Genomic DNA, 14,805 nt, shown 5'->3' on the forward strand with positions numbered 1-14,805 from the left:
TTAGGTCGAAAAACAGGAACTATCAGAATTACTTCCAGAGATGGTGCTGAGAGGTAAATGAATCATACAACTGCTATTACCTTTCTGGATACCAAAGATTCCAAAAAAGTCCCTAATTTAGGGCATGTGTTTGATCCTGTTTGGTTATCGCGTGCACCCAGGCTATCCGCTTATCATTGCCGCAAACCGTGATGAATTTTATGCCCGCCCTACACTTCGTGCTGGCTGGTGGGAAGAAAACCCGGCTATTCTGGCCGGAAAAGACTTGCAAGCCGGGGGAACCTGGCTGGGTGTAAGTAAATCCGGCCGTTTTGCGGCTGTTACAAATTTTCGGGAACCCAATAATATTAAGCCGCAGGCGCCTTCCAGAGGTGCGCTGGTTACCCGGTTTCTCGAAGGTCAGACGGGAACAATCCCTTACCTCGATCACCTGAGCACACAGGCTGAAGCCTATAATGGATTTAATTTGTTGACCTTTGATAGCAATACGCTGGGGTGGTACTCAAACCGCCATGAAAATCCCGAATGGCTGGATCCGGGTGTTTACGGTCTCAGTAACCATTTGCTCAATACCGCCTGGCCAAAAGTTCAACAAGGAAAAGAACGCCTGGCTGCCCTGATAAGTCCGGAAACCGAAATGAATCCTGAAAGTCTTTTTGAGATGTTAAATAATGACACCATCGCACCGGATGACCGCCTTCCTTCGACGGGGGTGTCCCTGGAATTGGAACGTATGCTTTCTGCAATGTGTATTAAAAGCCCTACTTATGGAACGAGAGTTTCTACAGTCGTTTTGATTGATCATTCCGGCAAGGTATATTTTGAGGAAAGAGCCCATGTGCCGGAAGGTCTCCCGGTAAAATTTGCCTTTCAGCCAGTCCCTCAGTTATGATTCTGTTTAATTAGCCCCCTATATGAAGCCAAATTATTTAGTTTTTAACATTCTGCTCCTGACTTCCGTTTTCCCTCTGCTGATTTTCGGGCAGAAACCGGCAGCTGCACCTCAGGTGTTGTTTTCCAGTGATGATATACTGAGCATCACAATCACTACAGACCTGAACACGCTCCTGAAAGACCGTGCAGATGAGAGGGAATACCATCCTGCGACTATTTCCTATCCGGGTACGGAAGGAAAGGAAGTGTCTATTCCCTTGCGTATCAGAGTCAGGGGAAATTTCCGAAGGCAAAAAGGCAATTGCGACTTCCCGCCCTTATTGCTCAATTTTGATACCCTGACGCAAAACACCCTGTTTGAAGGGCAAAATAAATTGAAACTGGTCACCCATTGTCAGTCCAAAAAACAAATATACGATCAGTATGTGGTTTCTGAATATCTGATCTACAGAATGTACAATGTGCTGACAGACAGTAGTTTTCGTGTTCGCCTGGTGAAGGTAACCTATAATGATTCCGAAGGAAAATCTGATCCTTTGGAAAAATTCGGGTTTTTTATAGAAGACGAAGACCAGGTTGCCGCGCGTATGGGTGGGCGAATCCTGGCCGTTACCAATGTTCACCCAGATAAAACGAATTATGAATGGGCCAATCATCTGGCAGTATTTCAATATATGGTAGGAAATACAGACTGGTCGATTGCCGAGCTCCACAACATTCGCCTTGTGATGAGCAGCCCTGCCGAGCCTCCGGTTGCCGTTCCCTATGACTTTGATTGGGCGGGATTTGTCGGAGTGCCTTATGCTATGCCCAATCCCGATCTGGGAATTGCCTCAGTAAAGGATCGTCTGTTTCGGGGATTTTGCCGGACAGAAGAAGAATTTGCCGCCTCATTCCAGCTTTTCCACGATAAAAAAACGGCATTTTTTCGTCTGATTGAGGAAAATGAATGGCTGGAGGAAAAAACTAAAACCGCTCTTTCCCGGTATCTATCTCAATTTTACAGCATTATCGACAGCGATCGTGGCAGAAAAGGCGAATTTTACGAAAAGTGCCGCACGACAAAATAACCCCCAGGAACCTATGATTTCTGAAGAATATCTCGACGTTAACCGGAAGTTGTGGGATGAAAAAACCATTCACCACCTTGATACGGTTTTTTACGATGTCAAAGGATTTTTATCGGGAAATACTGCCTTAAGGCATGTTGAACTGGCTGAAATGGGCTCCGTGAAAGGAAAGTCTCTGCTGCATTTGCAGTGCCACTTTGGCCTTGATACCCTTTCCTGGGCGCGACTGGGTGCAGATGTTACGGGAATAGACCTTTCTCCCAAAGCCATTGAAGAGGCGCGAAAACTTGCGCTGACTGCCGGGCTCGGCGATCTGGCAAAATTTGTATGTTCGGATGTGTACAGCCTTCCGGAAAATCTTTCGGGGATGTATGATATCGTATTTACTTCCTACGGAACTATTGGCTGGTTGCCCGATCTCGACCGGTGGGCCAAAGTAGTAGCACATTTCCTGAAACCCGGTGGCGTTTTTTATATGGTTGATTTTCATCCCTTTATCTGGATGTATAACCCGCAAATGACCGAAGTGGTGTATCCCTATTTTAATACCGGCCCGATTGTGGAAGTGAATAGCGGAACGTATGCAGATATAGAAGCGCCGATGGAAATGACAGAATATGGATGGAATCACCCGACGAGTGAGCTTTTGAACGCAATCTTAAGCAACGGATTGAAAATTGAAAGTTTCAATGAATTTCCCTATTCAACCTGGAATTGTTTTCTCAATATGGAAGAGACTGCTGAACAGCAATTTGTTTTCCCGCATCTGAGACACAAGATACCCTATATGTATTCTCTCCGGGCAAGCCGGTAACAAAATCAGACCTTCAAAATCTAACGCAAAAGCTATGACCCGCTTACTTTCTGTTTGGCTTACCTTGATCATCATCCTGATGATGTCAAAGGGTGTATCCCAGATATCTCTCAATGATTATCTGCCTCAAAATATCACTTACGACCCGTCTATTCCCAAACCAGCGGATATCCTCGGCTACGAAGTCGGAGAATGGCATGTAAGCCATGACCAGCTGGTCTATTATATGCGGGAAATGGCAAGCGCCAGCGACCGGATTTCCCTCGAAGTGATTGGCCGTACCTATGAAAACCGGCCATTATTACATCTGGTCATTACTTCTCCTGAAAACCATCGCAATCTGGAGAAAATCCGGGAAGAACACGTGCAACTCTCCTTGCCCGAAAAATCATCGGCACTGGATATCGAAAAAATGCCGGTGGTAGTTCATATGGGATATAGTATCCATGGAAATGAAGCCAGTGGCTCCAACGCTGCGCTGCTGGTGGTCTATTACCTCGCTGCCGCTCAGGGACAATGGATCGATCAACTTCTTCAAAACGAAATCATCATCATTGACCCCTCCTTTAATCCGGATGGGATGAACCGCTTTGCCAGTTGGGTGAATACACATCGGGGGATTCAGACGCTGAATGCAGATCCTGATTCCCGCGAGCATAATGAAGCGTGGCCGAGAGGGCGGACCAATCATTATTGGTTTGACCTCAACCGCGACTGGTTGCCGGTACAGCTTCCCGAGTCCCGCGCCAGGCTGGCAAAATTCCACGAATGGAAATACAACTACTTCACCGACCATCACGAAATGGGTTCTTCCTCTACCTTCTTCTTTCAGCCGGGTATTCCTGCCCGTACGCATCCACTTACACCCGAAGGAACGGTTTCGCTTACCTATGGCATGTCTCCTTATTATGCTGCTGCGCTGGACAGCATTGGGTCGCTGTATTTTACGGAAGAAGATTACGATGATTTCTTTTACGGAAAAGGTTCAACTTATCCTGACATCAACGGTGGGGTAGGGATCCTGTTTGAGCAGGCCAGCAGCCGGGGGCATGTACAGGAAACGGAAAATGGATTGCTGACCTTTCCTTTTACTATCCGCAATCAGTTTACCGCTTCACTTGCTACTTTAAAAGGCACGCTTGCCCTGCGGAAAGCGTTATTAAACCATCAAAGAGAATTTTACCAAAAAGCAAAATCACGGGCTGACGCAGACGAAGTGAAAGCTTACGTTTTTACCGCAGGCAAGGATTTGAGCCGGGCACGGGAGCTTGCGGAAACGGCCCTGCGCCATGATGTGGAAGTTTTTCGTTTGACACGACCTCTTACCCTCGGCAAAAATGAATACGACTCCGGCAATAGTTATATCATTCCCCTCAACCAAAGGCAATACAGCCTGATTCAGGCGATGTTTGAAAAAAGGACAACCTTTAACGACAGCTTGTTTTACGACATTTCAGCCTGGACTTTCCCCCTGGCGTTTGGGGTGCAGTATGATCCCCTGGATAAGAAAACCTATGTGCCGGGTCTGTTGGGAGAAAAGGTGGATTTTGAGGTTCCGCACGGGCATATAGAAGGAGGCAAGTCTGAGTATGCGTATGCATTTGAATGGTTTGACTATTATTCTCCACGGGCGTTGAGCATGCTGGCAGACAAGGAAATACGAGTGAAAGTGGCTACCCAGCCTTTTGGTACGGAAGAGGGAATAATATTTGACTACGGTTCTGTATTGATTCCGATCCAGGGGCAGGAAATGACGCCGGAAGAATTGTATCAGGCCGTAAAAGAAGTAGCAGAAATGGAAAACGGCCCGGTGATTTATTCTCTTAAAACCGGAATGACCACAGGCGTGCGATTGGGGAGCACGACATTTAAAACCATTGAGAAACCTCGTATTGCACTGATCGTCGATGGAAATATCAACAGTTATGAAGCAGGTGAAGCCTGGCATTTGCTGGATACCCGATACCATATGGATGTAACGCTGCTGCCTGTAGATGCCCTATCATCTGCCAGTCTGGACAAATACAATACCCTGATCCTGGTTCATGGCAGCTACGGTGTTTCAGCAGGCGACCGGCTGTCTGAATGGCTGGGAAAAGGAGGTACGATTGTCGCCGATAAAGGGGCAGTCAAATGGTTGTCGCAACAAGGATTTTCACAAATTAAGATGAAAGCCACCCCTGATAATTCAAGAGATACCTTGTTTGCCTACGAAGACAAAACCAATATCGAAGATGCGCAGAACATCAACGGAGCGATTTGCCAAACCCGTGTGGATCTTTCCCATCCATTGGGTTTTGGGTTGGGACAGGAATATCTGCCGGTGTTCCGCAATGCCCGGTTTTTCATGGAAAAAACCGGCAATCCCTGGGCAAATCCAGTCATGTACACAGACACACCGCTGATGAGTGGTTATCTCTCAGACAAGAATGTGGAAGCCTTGCGAAATACCGCTGCGGTTACCGTAGCCAAAGTAGGAAAGGGACGGATTATTGCCATGACCGACGACCTCAATTTCCGGGCATTCTGGTATGGAACCAATAAAATTTTTATGAATGCCATCTGGTTTGGGCGGATTGTGGAATAATCAGGTCAGGTGTTTTGTGGATTTCCGTCTTATGCAATAGAACCTCAGGAGAGACTTTTCACCTTACTTAAAAATTTTTATATAAGTTTGGAATTCGAAAAGGAATGGTTAAATTGGGGATGCTTAGGAGAAAGTGTATTCACTTTTCTTTTTCGCATACCCCTACAAACTCCTGGTTTTATTTAACTTCACTATTTGGGTGCATTGGCCCCCGACAACATGCTTTTCCCACAAGTGTGGTTTAGTGGTTCTATCCTTGCCGGGACCATTTATCTAGTTCAGTAATGTGGCAACATCATTTGATGCCAACTTTCGGAGATTAAAATCTTTCGAATGTGTCTCTTTTTTGTCAAAATAAAGTATTTGCTGCCTTCAGGTATTTACTTTTCTGAGATGGAGATTGGAATTCTTTTTCAAACACAAACACATGATTTCAAAGGCATTAACTATTCTGGTACGCGAACTAAATGACTATATCAATTCTGTTGACCTTGACAGTGCCAACAGACCTGACGTGGTTGAACTGGGGAATATTGCCCTGGCAGAAAGTTCGGGCAATACCAACAATGGTGCTTTGGAAAAAGTAGTGTTGAGTCTGGTCAATATAGAAGAGGAAAAGCGGTTAAAAAATACGCCGACCTTTATAAAAAATGGAAGCCAGACAGAGTACATTAACCCGCCGATCAACCTGAATCTGTATCTGCTGTTCAGTTGTAGTTTCGACAATTACACCACCGCCTTGCGAAGGCTTTCGCAGGTAATTGAATTTTTTCAGGGTAAATATGTTTTTACACAGGCCAATTCTCCCAATGCGGGATTTGCCAGTGATCCACAAATATCTGAGATGAAACTCGTCCTGGATATTCATACGCTTAATTTTGAACAGATCAATGATCTCTGGGGCTCGCTTGGCAGCAAGCAAGTGCCATTTGTAATGTATAAAACGCGACTTGTGATGCTTCGCAGGGATTCACTTTCTGCCACTTCACCCGCGATCGATGAAGTTTCCGGAATTGCAAATTAAATAATCAAGTACAATGGGGTTTACCATTGCTTACAAACGCTTGTTCACCGTCAGAATAGACCATGGTTATTTTCTTAACCAGGGCCTCCGTGAATTTTCTTCGCTGAGTGAAAGTGAACAGGAAAGTGCCCGCCGGTCGTATGCACCTCAGTCTTTTCTGGAGATTTTGCCTACGGCTGATACCGCACAATTATTGCGGGGACGGAAACTTGTATTTCGGCAGAATGCTGATGGGTTTTATGTCGGGGTGCAAATTCAGAAAGATGCGGCAAAACTGGGTTTTTCAAGACCTGAAGTGTTGCTCGATGCGCCTTTACGGCTGACTTTTCTGATGCGGCTGAAGGACAATAATTTTTTCAACTATACGGCACTGCCTATAGGCGGAAACCGGTTTCCTGCTTACTATTTTTCCAATGAAGCGGGCAATGTGGTTTCGGGTGTAAAATATCTCAGCCGCCCGGTTCCGGGTTACAATCCTGCCCTTGCGTATGAGCCGGGTTCGCTGACTGCTATACCTTCGGGTACGTCCTCTGTTTTATATGAAGCCGTCAGGCTTACAGGCCCTGGTCCACGTATTGCCGCTGACTGGCTGGAATTACCTGCGGGGTCCCCGCCATTTGTGTCAGGTGCAGATCGTGTGTCCCTGCTCCCTGCTTATTTTAATCTTGATCTTCCATCGAACCCATCCGGACCTCTCACACTGAAACTTATTCGCCCCGGATCATCTGAGCCGGATTTCCTGCAGACGATTCCCCCATCGGGTGCTGCTTCCGTTGTGATTGATCTCCGTAAAGCCACTCCCGGTCGCTATGATTTCCGTCTGGAAAATGCTTCCGGGGTGGCTATTAGTTCTCCGGTTTCCGGCCCTTGTTATGTCGACCAGGCGCTATCTGAATCCCGGCCTTTTGGGATGATTGAATGGATTCACCGCACAGATCTGGATCAGGGGGCGTATGCCTGTGTGTCTGGTGCAGATCAGGAGTTATTGTCGCCCGAATTTGTCTTTTCGTTCAAAAACAGAACAACTTTCTGGCGTTATATTTTTAATCGGGAGCAGAGTCAGACAGATGCGCAACTGGGCGATTTTATCCGGGAAGGAGGCCCTGCTGAAAAAAAGCGGTTTCACACCGCTACTCCCTTTCCGCTTACAAAAGCTCTGATACAGGTAAAAAAATTTAACACTGACACCCTGCTCCCTAATCCGGGTATATCTATGATTAAGCCCGATCCTGCCGATCATCAAATTTATTCTGAAATCTATATCAACAGTTAATCTTATACCACTTATGGCAAGCACATTCAAAACCCCCGGTGTTTATGTAAAAGAAATCTCGAAGTTCCCCCCGTCTGTGGCTCAGGTGGAAACCGCGATACCGGCGTTTATTGGTCATACAGCCTTTGCGCTCAACACCAATGGGCAAAGCCTGAGTATGAAGCCCTGGCGAATTTCGTCCATGGTGGATTACGAATTGTATTTCGGGGGTGCCGCTCCGGAAGAAAATATTACTGTCTCTATCAATGAAACCCGCGATGCGGGAGGTCGTGTCACTGCTCAATCGCTGACTGCCGCCATTGGCGCCCGTTCTCCGTATATCATGTATTATTCGCTTCAGATTTATTTTGCCAATGGCGGTGGCCCTTGTTACATCGTATCGGTGGGTGATTATTCTTCGCCGATTGCTTTGGGCGATGATGACAGCGGGCTCAGAGGCGGGTTGAACCTTTTGGAAAAAGAAGATGAACCCACCCTGCTCGTATTTCCCGAAGCCCAGGCATTGAGTTTTGATCCTTCAGGTACGGGCCAGTCAGATCAGGGTGCCTTATACGATTTTGCCCTTCAGCAGTGTGAAAAACTTCAGGACCGTTTTGCAGTAATGGATATGTTGCCGCATAGCAGTACAACACGTGTGGTTGATCTGCAAAATGCCTTCCGCGACAGAGGCGTTGGCAACAATAGCCTGAAATACGGTGCAGCTTACGCTCCAAACCTGGAAACCATTTTTGATTATCAGTTTGAACCCGCTGGAGTAACCGTTAGTTATATGGTAAATGGCGCGCCTAATGCAGCAATCGCAGACCTGGCCGCGCTTGAAGCTGCGGATAAAGGACTGTTTGCACGTGCTCAACTGGCCATCAACAGTATCCCCTGTATCCTTCCGCCCAGTCCGGCAATTGTCGGCATTTATGCTTCTGTTGACAGCAGCCGCGGTGTATGGAAAGCTCCCGCAAATGTCAGCCTGAACGGGGTGATTCAGCCGATTATGAAAATTACGAATGCAGAACAGGAAGATATGAATGTGCATACTTCCGGAAAGTCAATCAATGCTATTCGCTCGTTTGTTGGCAAAGGCAATCTCGTATGGGGTGCCCGTACCCTGGCTGGAAATGATAATGAATGGCGGTATGTATCTGTTCGTCGCTTCTTCAATATGGTAGAGGAATCTGTAAAAAAGGCTTCCGAACAATTTGTCTTCGAGCCCAATGATGCCAATACCTGGGTGAAAGTGCGTGCAATGATTGAGAACTTCCTTGTACTTCAGTGGCGTGCAGGTGCGCTCGCAGGAGCAAAACCGGAAGATGCTTTTTTTGTAAGAGTAGGTCTTCCCGAAACGATGACGGCGGTAGATATTCTCGAAGGCAGAATGAATGTCGAGATAGGAATGGCCGTGGTACGCCCTGCAGAATTTATCATTCTGAGATTCTCACACAAAATGCAGGAATCCTGATCTGGAATATAGAATAAAACGCCCATGACCTACAAGACGCCTGGTATTTACCTGCGGGATCTCACGCCTCCGCAGCCTGCTGATCCGTTGATAGAAACCGCGCTCCCGGCATTTATCGGCTATACCGAATTTGCACCGGAAAACGGCGACTTTCAGCCTTTCCGGATCAAAACGCTGGCTCACTTTGAATCTCTTTTTGGTGGAAACTATCAGCCGGATAGTTACTTTGCAGATGTGCTTCCTGACGGGGAAACCCTTATAGCTACAGGCCCGGACCGGCGGTTTTTTCTCTATGAAAGTTTGCAGCTCTATTTTGACAATGGGGGTGGCGATTGTTTTATTGTTTCTGTAGGCGGATATGAAGATCTGATCACACTTGGGGAAGCCGGAGGGACAACCGCCTCGGGGCTACTCGGAGGCGTAAAAGCGTTGGAAAAGGCGGATGGCGTGACGTTGGTACTATTTCCCGATGCAGTAGGGCTTTCTGATCTTACAGAGCTCGGTCAGCTGCATATGACTGCTCTGGCGCATTGTGGCAAGGCAAAAAATTGTTTCCTGATTGCTGATCTCAAAAATCATGACCGTTTTCTGACCGCAGTTGATCGGTTCAGAGATTCCCTTGGGAACAATTATCTTCAATATGGGGCAGCTTATTTTCCCTGGATTTACTCGCTGTACGATCATCAGTTCCATTTTTATGAACTGAAGTTCCGGATCAAAGACGGAGAAACGCTGACTCCTGTCACTGACTATTCAATTTTTTCAGGAAATGTTTCTTCGGCAGAAGCGCAAAAACACTGGGAGTTGATCGCTGAAGTTTTGCGGCAAGGTCAATATGTAAACACAATTGCTGGTCTTGTTCATGATTCATCGCTGAACCGGAAACATTTCCACCTGCTCGAAACCCGCTGGCGCTCCTTGTATGAGGCGATTCTGATCCCCACTGACGAAGAGCGAAAGGTGCTGTTTGAAAAAGCTTTGTTATGGATTTCGGAAGTTGCATTGGTTTTACCCCGGCTGGACAATCAGCTTTCAGATGTGCTGGATGATTACATATTCATTCGCAAAACGGACAAAACCTATATCGCTGCGCTGGAAAAACTGATTGCTTTGTACAAAGCAGCTTCGATGTATGACTTTCTCTTCCCGCAGCAAAACTTTGACGAGATCCACGAAATTTTTTCCGATCTCAATGGAACCAATTGGATTCGCACAGCTGTCGTGCCGCACATTCCAGCATTTTCAGACTGGGCGGAAGGCGAGGCAGAGGGCGAAACGCCGTTTCTGGAATCCTTGGTGAAACATCTGTTGCTTGTGGCTAAGCCGATATTGCAGGCGCTCAAAGGATTATTTGATCTGGCTCTGGCTCAGGAATTATCCGCAGAATCTCAGTTGTTTTCCCTGCATCCCTTTTTCTCAAAAGTGAAGGCTTCGCTTTCCCTTCAACTGAAAAAAATGCCGCCCTCCGGTGCAGTTGCCGGGGTGATTGTTCGCACAGATGCGACCAAAGGTGTGTGGAAGGCCCCGGCAAATGAGCAAATCAAATCTACTTTGGGACCGTGTATTGAGCTCGATGACAGTGATCAGGAATCGCTCAACGTACACCCAACAGGAAAATCGGTGAATGTGATTCGTTCCATCCGAGGACGGGGAACCCTTATTTGGGGCGCGAGAACCCTGGCCGGAAATGACAACGAATGGCGGTATGTTCCGGTACGGCGCTATTTCAGTTTTGTGGAAGATTTTGTTTCTCAATCCGCAGAGCAGTTTGTCTTTGAACCCAATGATGCCAATACCTGGATGCGGTTTCGGCTTATGCTGGACAATTTCCTTCGGGCCCAATGGCGGCAGGGCGCACTAGTTGGGACAACCACCAATGAAGCCTATTATGTCTCAGTTGGTTTAGGGGAAACGATGACCAGCCAGGATATTCTGGAAGGCAGACTGATCGCTGAGATTGGACTGGCTGCGGTTCGCCCGGCAGAATTTATTGTGATTCACTATACATGTCGGATGGAAACATCCTGACCATCAATCAGATAGAATTTTTTAGTTCAATTAATTATTGTATCGATAACCAAAATTTTTTATGGCAGCTTATCCATTACCAAAGTTCCACTTTCAGGTTGAATGGGGCGGAACAAGCATCGGGTTTACGGAAGTATCCGGCCTGGATGTAGAGACAGAAGTCATCGAATACCGTCATGGCGCAAGTCCGGAGTATTTCAAAACCAAAATGCCCGGAATGCAGAAGTACGGCAATGTTACCATGAAGCGCGGCACATTTGCCGGTGATAATGAGTATTTCGCCTGGTGGAATACCGTTGCGCTAAACACCATCGAGCGCAGGGACCTGACCATCAGCCTGCTCAATGAAAATCACGAGCCTGTGGTTGTGTGGAAAATTAAAAATGCATGGCCGGTGAAAGTGCAATCTACCGATTTGAAATCAGACGGAAATGAAGTGGCGATTGAGAGCATCGAAATAGCGCATGAAGGTTTGACCATTCAAAACGGATAGCTATGGCTTTAGGAGAATATCCGCCCGTGGGGTTTCACTTTTCCGTCGTTTTCCAGCTTTTACCGGCTGCGCCGGGAGATATTATGTTTCAGGAAGTCTCCGGCCTTTCGGTAGATATGGAAATGGAATCTTATGTGGAGGGTGGGGAAAACCGGTTTACCCACCAGCTTCCTACCCGCACGCGCTATTCTGATCTGACGTTGAAAAGGGGAATTGCGCCGATCTCTTCGGGCGTTTTCAACTGGGCAAGAAATGCCATTGAGTTTTTTCATTTCCAGCCCGTAAACCTTGTGGTTTCCCTTCTGAATGAAGCGCATACCCCGATTGCTTCCTGGTATGTGGTCAACGCCATCCCAAAACGATGGGAAGTGTCGGCCTTCAATGCCGAACAAAGCTCGGTGGTGATCGAGACCATAACACTTAGTTACCAGTATTTTAAAAACATCCGGTTAGCCTTCTAAATTATGCCACTTGAAATCAGAGAACTCGTCATCAGGGCACTGGTCGCACCTGAACCACAGCAATCAATGGATGATCAGGCTTCTGAAAATGCTGAGCATGAAAATGCTTTTCGTCAGGCAGAAGAAAAACGCCTGATTCTGGAAATCGTCCAGGAGATGTTGGAAAAGAAAAATGAACGTTAGCCATGTTGCCAGAAATACCCGGTGTTACCAGCGGTGAACTGAAGAAGTTCAAAATTGAGGGTTTTAAAAATTCTGCGAGAACCCCCAGAAGTGCCCCTCAGAAATCTTTTGAGGTGATGTATAACCCCAATTCCTATACGGAGCGGGTTCAGATCAATTTTACTCCCCGGAGAGAGCCCGGAAATGATAGCCGCAGGCATGTATTTAACAATATCGGGCCACAGGATTATCAGTTCGAATTCCTGTTTGACGGTACAGGCGCTTCTGATCCTGGCAACGGGCTGGGAATAGGTGCTGCTGTACCTGGGGCAAATAAGATCCTTCCTCCCGTAAAAATAGAGGACAAGATCAAGGCATTTATGGATGTGTGTTTTGAGGTAGAAGGAAAAACCCATCGTCCGAGATATCTGATTCTTAGCTGGGGTACATTGGTTTCACATTGTATTTTGAAGTCTGCGGATGTCAACTATACGCTGTTTAAACCCGACGGAAAACCACTTCGCGCCAAAATAAAGGCCACATTTACAGAAAGTATCGACGATGCCTTGCTCGAACGCAGGCGGCGCGTGAGTTCACCCGACCTTACACATATTCGCTTCGCTGGTGAAAATCAGAATCTGCCACTCATGGCTGATACTATTTACAATGACCCGTCTTATTATTTACAAGTAGCCCGCCACAACAAGTTGAAACACTTCCGCAGGCTGAAAACTGGTCAGGAACTTCAGTTTCCCCCACTAAAAAATGAAAACGAATGACATTTCCCCGAACTATCCACCAGAATATAATCCCTGATACGCCTACTTTCCAGTTAAGGGTCAATGGAAAAGACATAAATCCTGAGTATCAGGTGATGTCTATGGTGGTTACCCGTGCTGCAAACAGGATATCGGTTGCCGATATTATTCTTCAGGATGGCAACTCTGCGGAGGAAAACTTTTCAGTGAGTAGTTCGGCGGATTTTGTACCTGGTGTGGATGTGGAAATACAGATGGGGTATCAGTCCAAAAACCAGACGGTTTTTAAGGGGATCATTACCCACCATTCGATTAAAGTAAGCGCTTCCCGGCCTTCGATTCTTCGTATTTCCTGCCGTGATAAAGCCGTGAAAATGACGGTTGGCCGCAAAAATTCCTACTATTACAAAAAGAAAGACAGTGATATCATCAAATCGCTGATTTCTCAAAGTGGGGCGCAGGCTTCGGTCGAGGGCACCAAGGTGACTCACCCGGAAATGGTCCAATATTATACTACAGACTGGGATTTTCTGCTAAGCCGGGCTGAGGCCAATGGTTTACTTGTGTTTACGGAAGATGGAAAAGTAATTGCCAAAAAACCAAAACTGGGAAGTCCTGTTGTTTCGGCACTTTATGGGGCTTCTATTCTGAGCTTTGAGGCCGAAATGGATGCCCGTTATCAGTATGGCGGCGTGGAAGCTACTTCGTGGGATTCTTCCAAACAAAAAACCGTCTCTGCCAAAGGATCAAAACCTCCAAAACTTTCCCCTGGCAATATCGACACTTCCAAACTTTCCCAAACGCTTGGAATAAAAAATCTTCCCATGATGCATGGCGGACAGTTGAAGGATATGGAGTTGAAAGAATGGGCAGATGCACAGATGCAGAAGAGCCAGTTGTCGAAAATCCGCGGACGCGTGCGGTTTCAGGGGTACGACAAAATCAAACCCGGAGATACGATCGCTTTAGGTGGATTGGGAAAAAGATTTAATGGCGATGCATATGTTTCCGGTGTCAGGCATGAGTTTGATAATATGAACTGGGAAACGGAAGTGAGCTTTGGTCTGGATCCAGCCTGGTTTCACGAGCAGTTTGATAATATCATGGATAATCCGGCCTCTGGTTTATTGCCGGCAGTTCATGGTCTGACGATCGGACTGGTAACCAAACTGGAACAAGATCCCGATGGCGAAGACCGGGTGAGAGTCATTATCCCGACTATCGATGCCAGTGGAGAAGGTGTGTGGGCGAGAGTAGCAAGTCTGGACGCCGGAAAACAAAGAGGAAGTTTTTTCCGCCCCGAAATCAACGATGAAGTCGTGCTCGGATTTCTCAACGACGATCCGCGCAACCCGGTGATTTTGGGACAATTGCACAGCAGCAAAAACCCCGCCCCAGTGAAGGTAAAAGATACCAATCATGAGAAAGGATTTTATACCCGCTCGAAGATGAAGCTGGTGTTTAATGACGACGATAAATCCATTTCCATGGAAACACCCGGCGGGCAGAGCCTCGTGATTGACGACAAAGCCGGATCCATCGTAATCAAAGATAAGAATGGCAATACCATCACACTCGATTCCGCCGGAATAACCCTAAAAAGCGCCAAGGATATTATCCTGAAAGCAGGCGCAAATCTGAAGGCCGAAAGCTCGGCCAATATGGAACTCAAAGGCGGCGCCCAGTTAAAAGCCTCCGGCTCCGCCGGCGCAGAATTAAGCTCAAGCGCCGTCGCTACCATCAAAGGCTCTCTTGTTAAAATAAATTAGCCGTTGGCTATTAGCTATT

The 14,805-nt window shown here is 46.9% G+C and carries 13 protein-coding genes; all 13 read left to right on the forward strand.

From position 1 onward, the window contains the following. The first annotated feature begins 124 nt into the window (after positions 1–124). The 13 genes from R3D00_16575 (at position 125) to vgrG (ending at position 14,786) form a co-directional block, all read left to right on the forward strand. A complete protein-coding gene (locus R3D00_16575; GenBank protein MEZ4774802.1) occupies positions 125–892 on the forward strand; it encodes an NRDE family protein in 768 nt (255 codons plus the stop codon). Between the two features lie 22 nt (positions 893–914). Next, complete coding sequence (locus R3D00_16580; protein MEZ4774803.1) at positions 915–1,964, forward strand: hypothetical protein; 1,050 nt, start codon at positions 915–917, stop codon at positions 1,962–1,964. 13 nt (positions 1,965–1,977) lie between these two features. Further along, complete coding sequence (locus R3D00_16585) at positions 1,978–2,778, forward strand: class I SAM-dependent methyltransferase (protein MEZ4774804.1); 801 nt, start codon at positions 1,978–1,980, stop codon at positions 2,776–2,778. 34 nt (positions 2,779–2,812) lie between these two features. After that, positions 2,813–5,365, forward strand: a complete 2,553-nt coding sequence (locus tag R3D00_16590; GenBank protein MEZ4774805.1) for a M14 family zinc carboxypeptidase — start codon at positions 2,813–2,815, stop codon at positions 5,363–5,365. Positions 5,366–5,792: 427 nt separating this feature from the next. Further along, on the forward strand, positions 5,793–6,389 hold the full coding sequence (locus tag R3D00_16595; protein ID MEZ4774806.1) for a DUF4255 domain-containing protein: 597 nt from the start codon (positions 5,793–5,795) through the stop codon (positions 6,387–6,389). A gap of 13 nt (positions 6,390–6,402) precedes the next feature. Continuing rightward, positions 6,403–7,662, forward strand: coding sequence for a hypothetical protein (locus tag R3D00_16600; GenBank protein MEZ4774807.1), 1,260 nt, complete (start codon positions 6,403–6,405; stop codon positions 7,660–7,662). Positions 7,663–7,675: 13 nt separating this feature from the next. Next, positions 7,676–9,115, forward strand: a complete 1,440-nt coding sequence (locus R3D00_16605) for a phage tail sheath C-terminal domain-containing protein (GenBank protein ID MEZ4774808.1) — start codon at positions 7,676–7,678, stop codon at positions 9,113–9,115. A gap of 24 nt (positions 9,116–9,139) precedes the next feature. After that, on the forward strand, positions 9,140–11,143 hold the full coding sequence (locus R3D00_16610) for a phage tail sheath subtilisin-like domain-containing protein (GenBank protein MEZ4774809.1): 2,004 nt from the start codon (positions 9,140–9,142) through the stop codon (positions 11,141–11,143). 61 nt (positions 11,144–11,204) lie between these two features. Then, positions 11,205–11,636 (forward strand): phage tail protein, encoded by a 432-nt coding sequence (locus R3D00_16615; protein ID MEZ4774810.1) that lies wholly within the window; start codon positions 11,205–11,207, stop codon positions 11,634–11,636. 2 nt (positions 11,637–11,638) lie between these two features. Beyond that, a complete protein-coding gene (locus R3D00_16620; protein MEZ4774811.1) occupies positions 11,639–12,097 on the forward strand; it encodes a phage tail protein in 459 nt (152 codons plus the stop codon). Between the two features lie 3 nt (positions 12,098–12,100). Continuing rightward, entirely contained in the window at positions 12,101–12,280 is a 180-nt protein-coding gene (locus R3D00_16625) for a DUF5908 family protein (GenBank protein ID MEZ4774812.1), read from the forward strand. Positions 12,281–12,282: 2 nt separating this feature from the next. Beyond that, positions 12,283–13,038 carry a LysM peptidoglycan-binding domain-containing protein gene (locus tag R3D00_16630; GenBank protein ID MEZ4774813.1) on the forward strand — a complete coding sequence of 252 codons (756 nt, stop codon included), beginning with the start codon at positions 12,283–12,285 and terminating at the stop codon, positions 13,036–13,038. After that, positions 13,035–14,786 (forward strand): type VI secretion system tip protein VgrG, encoded by a 1,752-nt coding sequence (vgrG, locus tag R3D00_16635; protein ID MEZ4774814.1) that lies wholly within the window; start codon positions 13,035–13,037, stop codon positions 14,784–14,786. Before R3D00_16630 ends, vgrG begins: the two co-directional genes overlap by 4 nt. The last annotated feature ends 19 nt before the right edge of the window (positions 14,787–14,805 follow it).

Source organism: Bacteroidia bacterium, from assembly GCA_041391665.1.
Classification (GTDB): domain Bacteria; phylum Bacteroidota; class Bacteroidia; order J057; family J057; genus JAGQVA01.

Excerpts from the sequence above, each read along its gene's own strand:
- R3D00_16575 (MEZ4774802.1), top strand. The coding sequence starts at position 125 with ATGTGTTTGATCCTGTTTGGTTATCGCGTGCACCCAGGCTATCCGCTT.
- R3D00_16580 (MEZ4774803.1), top strand. The coding sequence starts at position 915 with ATGAAGCCAAATTATTTAGTTTTTAACATTCTGCTCCTGACTTCCGTT.
- R3D00_16585 (MEZ4774804.1), top strand. The coding sequence starts at position 1,978 with ATGATTTCTGAAGAATATCTCGACGTTAACCGGAAGTTGTGGGATGAA.
- R3D00_16590 (MEZ4774805.1), top strand. The coding sequence starts at position 2,813 with ATGACCCGCTTACTTTCTGTTTGGCTTACCTTGATCATCATCCTGATG.
- R3D00_16595 (MEZ4774806.1), top strand. The coding sequence starts at position 5,793 with ATGATTTCAAAGGCATTAACTATTCTGGTACGCGAACTAAATGACTAT.
- R3D00_16600 (MEZ4774807.1), top strand. The coding sequence starts at position 6,403 with ATGGGGTTTACCATTGCTTACAAACGCTTGTTCACCGTCAGAATAGAC.
- R3D00_16605 (MEZ4774808.1), top strand. The coding sequence starts at position 7,676 with ATGGCAAGCACATTCAAAACCCCCGGTGTTTATGTAAAAGAAATCTCG.
- R3D00_16610 (MEZ4774809.1), top strand. The coding sequence starts at position 9,140 with ATGACCTACAAGACGCCTGGTATTTACCTGCGGGATCTCACGCCTCCG.
- R3D00_16615 (MEZ4774810.1), top strand. The coding sequence starts at position 11,205 with ATGGCAGCTTATCCATTACCAAAGTTCCACTTTCAGGTTGAATGGGGC.
- R3D00_16620 (MEZ4774811.1), top strand. The coding sequence starts at position 11,639 with ATGGCTTTAGGAGAATATCCGCCCGTGGGGTTTCACTTTTCCGTCGTT.
- R3D00_16625 (MEZ4774812.1), top strand. The coding sequence starts at position 12,101 with ATGCCACTTGAAATCAGAGAACTCGTCATCAGGGCACTGGTCGCACCT.
- R3D00_16630 (MEZ4774813.1), top strand. The coding sequence starts at position 12,283 with ATGTTGCCAGAAATACCCGGTGTTACCAGCGGTGAACTGAAGAAGTTC.
- vgrG (MEZ4774814.1), top strand. The coding sequence starts at position 13,035 with ATGACATTTCCCCGAACTATCCACCAGAATATAATCCCTGATACGCCT.